The following is a 4271-nucleotide window of genomic DNA, read 5'->3' as shown; positions in this document are numbered from 1 at the left end:
AAGCCCGAAGCGCCATCCTGCAACGCGAGGATGGATGGAGGTGCCAATGCTGGACCGCAGGCAAATCGAGAGACTACGCAGTGATCTGGGCCACGCGGAGCTGAAGAAGATAGCAAACCTCTTTGCAGCCGAGGCGCGCGAAACGCTGGCCACTCTTTCGACGGAGCGTGACCCCGACCACCGCGACATGCATCTGCACGGGCTTTGCGGCAGCGCGCGCACCCTCGGGCTATCATCGCTGGCCGCCGCCTGTCAGCGGGGGGAAAGTGCTGCTGAACTGGGCCGCAGGGTCGAACAATCGCTCGCCGCTTTTGCGGCTCTCACCCGGGTCAGATGACGAACTGCGCCAATGTCTCGTCATTGGTGATGTCGGTATAGGTGAACCCGGCCTCGTTGAGCTGCTCCAGAAAGGGGCCGAAATTTTCGGGCAGCGAGGTTTCGATGCCGATGAGGACCGAACCGAAGTTCCGCGCGCTTTTCTTGAGGTATTCGAACCGGCAGATGTCATCCTCCGGCCCGAGGATATTCAGAAACTCCTTCAGCGCGCCGGGGCGCTGGGGCATGCGCAGGATGAAATACTTCTTGATGCCCGTATAGCGCTGCGCCCGTTCCTTCACCTCGGGCAGGCGCTCGAAATCGAAATTTCCGCCCGACACGACGCAGACGACCGTCTTGCCCCTGATCTCGTCCGCAACACTGTCGAGAGCCGAGATCGCCAGTGCACCGGCGGGTTCCAGCACGATCCCTTCGACATTGAGCATCTCAATGATTGTGACGCAGATCCGGTCTTCGGGCAGCGCCACCACGTCGGACCGGGCCATCCCGCGCAGACAGTCGAAGTTACGCGCGCCGATCCGTGCCACGGCGGCCCCGTCGACGAAGCTGTTGATGGGCGAAACATCGACAGGTGCGCCTTTTTCGAGCGCGCGCGCCAGACTTGGCGCCCCCTGCGGTTCGACAAAGGTATAGGCGCATTCCGTCCCGAAATGGCTCACCACGCCCGAAGACAGCCCCCCGCCACCCACGGGCAGCACGATGCGATCCGGCACCCGGCCAAGCTGCTCGCTGATCTCCACGGCGACGGAAGCCTGCCCTTCGATCACGTCCTCATCATCGAAGGGGGACAGGAAATGCGCATTCTCCGCCGCACAGAATTCCTGCGCCGCCGCCAGCGTCTTGTCGAAATAGTCACCGACGAGGCGTATCTCCACGTTGTCGCCGCCGAAAATCCGCGTCTTCTGGATCTTTTGCTGCGGCGTCGTGACCGGCATGAAGATCACGCCCCGCACCCCGAAGTGGCTGCACATGAAGGCCACGCCCTGCGCGTGGTTGCCCGCGCTCGCGCAGACGAACAGCGATTGCCCGGGGATGACCTTGCGCATGGCATTGAACGCCCCGCGCAACTTGTAGGAGCGCACCGGGCTCAGGTCTTCGCGCTTCAGCCAGATGTCCGCCCCGAAGCGTTCCGACAGATGTTCGTTGCGCATGCAGGGGGTCGCGGGGAAAACCGCCCGCATCGCCTCCGTCGCCGCCCGGGCCTTTTCGCAGAAATCCGTCATGACCGATGCTCCTGTAACCGACGCTTTCGATAGGCCCGGTGGCCCGCCGGGTCAACGCAGGCTTCAATCTTGCCCGTCTGTGCAAAACCCGTTACCTCGCGAAGCGAAACGGAAAGGAAATCTGCATGTCCGCGCCCAAGAAAGTGGTTCTCGCCTACTCCGGCGGTCTCGATACCTCCATCATCCTGAAATGGCTGCAAACGGAATACGGCTGCGAAGTCGTCACCTTCACCGCCGACCTCGGTCAGGGGGAGGAGCTGGAGCCCGCGCGCAAGAAAGCCGAGATGATGGGCGTCAAGGACATCTACATCGAAGACCTGCGCGAAGAATTCGTGCGCGATTTCGTCTTTCCGATGTTCCGGGCCAACGCCGTCTACGAAGGGCTGTACCTGCTGGGCACCTCCATCGCGCGCCCGCTCATTTCCAAGCGTCTGGTCGAGATCGCAGAGGAAACCGGCGCCGATGCCGTGGCCCATGGCGCGACGGGCAAGGGCAACGATCAGGTGCGGTTCGAACTGGCGGCCTATGCGCTGAACCCCGAAATCAAGGTCATCGCGCCCTGGCGTGAATGGGATCTTTCCAGCCGCACGAAACTGCTGGAATTCGCCGAAGCCAACCAGATCCCCGTGGCCAAGGACAAACGCGGCGAAGCGCCCTTCTCCGTCGATGCGAACCTTCTGCACACCTCGTCCGAGGGCAAGGTGCTCGAAGATCCCGCGCAGGACGCACCCGATTATGTCTATCAGCGCACCGTGGCCCCCGAAGAGGCCCCGGATACACCCGAATACGTCGAGATCGGCTTTGAAAAGGGCGATGCCGTCAGCATCGACGGCAAGGCGATGTCCCCCGCCGCGATCCTCACCCGGCTGAACGAGCTGGGGGGCAAACACGGCTGTGGCCGGCTCGATCTGGTCGAAGGCCGCTTCGTCGGCATGAAATCACGCGGCATCTACGAAACGCCCGGCGGCACCCTGCTGCTGGAAGCGCACCGGGGCATCGAATCCATCACGCTCGACCGCGGGGCGATGCATCTCAAGGACGAGCTGATGCCGCGCTACGCGGAACTGATCTACAACGGTTTCTGGTTCAGCCCGGAACGCACGATGCTTCAGGCCGCCATCGACGCGAGCCAGACCCATGTGACGGGTACTGTCCGCCTGAAGCTCTACAAGGGACATGTGCGCACCGTGGGCCGCTGGTCCGAAAACAGTCTCTATTCCGAGGCGCATGTGACGTTCGAGGATGACGCAGGCGCCTATGACCAGAAGGACGCGGCCGGTTTCATCCAGCTGAACGCACTGCGGCTGAAGCTGCTCGCCGCGCGCGACCGTCGTCTCAAGCGTTCCGGCAAGTAACGAAAAAGGCCCGCCTCGAAAGGCGGGCCTCCAAATGTCAGGTCACGCCTTATTCGACCGTGACAACCTGCATGACCAATTCGCCATCGGGCTTCACGGGGCCGTCTTCCTTGGCGCCCAGCGAATATTCGAAGACGCCGGTCTTCATGCCGCCCTCTTCGCCGTGAACCATCAGCATCAGCATGTCACCCGATGCGACGTCCTCTTGCAGGATCGCGGCGACGTCGGTGTTGTCCCCCATCCGCAGCGGGGCGAAACCGACGACGGGGCCGGGCTTCATCTCGGCATCGGTACGGTGAACGACGAGCCAGCCGTTCTGGCCTGCGGATACCATATCGGCACTTACAACGCCGTTAGAGACGTTTTGATCGCTCGCCTCGATCATGTTCTTCATCGAATGTGCATCTGCAAATGCGACGCCCGCTGTCAATGTCAGGGCAAGCGCGCTGGTAGTAATGATTTTCATGTCAGACTCCTATGATTGTCCGACCGAAGCCACGGCGCGCCCTGCCCGATAGTTTCAAAAATGCAGCCGGCGGTCGCGAAGTGTCTCGTAGAACGGCATCGCCTGCGCACAAAGCGCCGCCGCTTCCTGATCAAGCGCTGGCAACGCGCCTTCCGCTCCGGCAAAGCCGGTGCTGGCATGCACCGCCCCGTACCAGTGGCTGGCCCAAACGCCATCCTGCTTTCGCGGCCCCGCGGGCCAAGACAGCATCCGCTCATCGAACGGCAGGCCAATTTCGCGGCACAGGGCCTTCATCGCGGCCTCCGGATCTGCGCGAATGTCGAAACTGTCGAGGATCAGTCCGCCCAGCCGCTCGACCAACTCGACCTGCTGGCGAAAGCCGATATCCTCCAGCGTCGGTGCCTCCCGCTTTGCGGTATAGCTGGCGATCACCCGGGCGGGGTGGCGGATGAGATGGACGTTGACGCATTCCTCGGCCCAGTCGAGCGGAAAGCCCGGCAGCATGTGATGCGGCATATGCTTCATATAAAGATGCGGCGCGCCCCCTTCCCGACAGGATCGGGCAACAGCGTCGGGGTCCGTTTCATGCCTTGACAGAATCGCCTCACGCATCGGGTGGTCCAGCCCCGTGGCGGCCAGATAGGGGGCATAGAACGGTTCATCCCTGATGTCGAAATCGGGCCGGTTGCCGAACGCGTACATCATCGCCGTGCTGAGGTTACGGGGCCCCGACCACATCGCGATCCGCATCTACCCCTCCGCTCCGGCGCGTGCGGCCTCTGCTGAGACGAGTTCCTTGTAGAGCCCGCGCAGCCGTTCGGTGACCGGGCCCATCCTGCCGCTGCCGATCTGCCTGCCGTCGATCTCCGCCACCGGGGTCTGCGCGCCGAA

At 62.8% G+C, this 4271-nt stretch carries 5 protein-coding genes; 2 read left to right on the top strand and 3 right to left on the bottom strand.

The features are described from left to right. Positions 1 to 337, top strand: a 337-nt coding sequence (locus A3764_RS19755) for an Hpt domain-containing protein (protein WP_236628261.1), incomplete at its 5' end; no start/stop codon positions are given. On the opposite strand, the gene ilvA is transcribed toward A3764_RS19755, so the two are convergent. Then, positions 330 to 1559 (bottom strand): threonine ammonia-lyase IlvA, encoded by a 1230-nt coding sequence (gene ilvA / locus A3764_RS19750; protein WP_067922438.1) that lies wholly within the window; start codon positions 1557 to 1559, stop codon positions 330 to 332. The two genes, A3764_RS19755 and ilvA, sit on opposite strands and share 8 nt — an antisense overlap. A gap of 125 nt (positions 1560 to 1684) precedes the next feature. Here ilvA and A3764_RS19745 point away from each other — a divergent pair, with 125 nt between their 5' ends. Continuing rightward, positions 1685 to 2914 carry an argininosuccinate synthase gene (locus A3764_RS19745; protein ID WP_067922437.1) on the top strand — a complete coding sequence of 410 codons (1230 nt, stop codon included), beginning with the start codon at positions 1685 to 1687 and terminating at the stop codon, positions 2912 to 2914. 49 nt (positions 2915 to 2963) lie between these two features. Here A3764_RS19745 and A3764_RS19740 read toward each other — a convergent pair whose 3' ends face one another. Beyond that, positions 2964 to 3380, bottom strand: coding sequence for a DUF7282 domain-containing protein (locus A3764_RS19740; protein ID WP_067922436.1), 417 nt, complete (start codon positions 3378 to 3380; stop codon positions 2964 to 2966). Positions 3381 to 3434: 54 nt separating this feature from the next. Further along, a complete protein-coding gene (locus A3764_RS19735) occupies positions 3435 to 4130 on the bottom strand; it encodes a branched-chain amino acid aminotransferase (protein WP_067922434.1) in 696 nt (231 codons plus the stop codon). Positions 4131 to 4271 lie beyond the last annotated feature (141 nt).

The sequence above is a fragment of the Sulfitobacter sp. HI0129 genome (genome assembly GCF_001635395.1).
Classification (GTDB): Bacteria; Pseudomonadota; Alphaproteobacteria; order Rhodobacterales; family Rhodobacteraceae; genus Sulfitobacter.
This window is presented reverse-complemented; position numbering and strand designations above follow the sequence as displayed.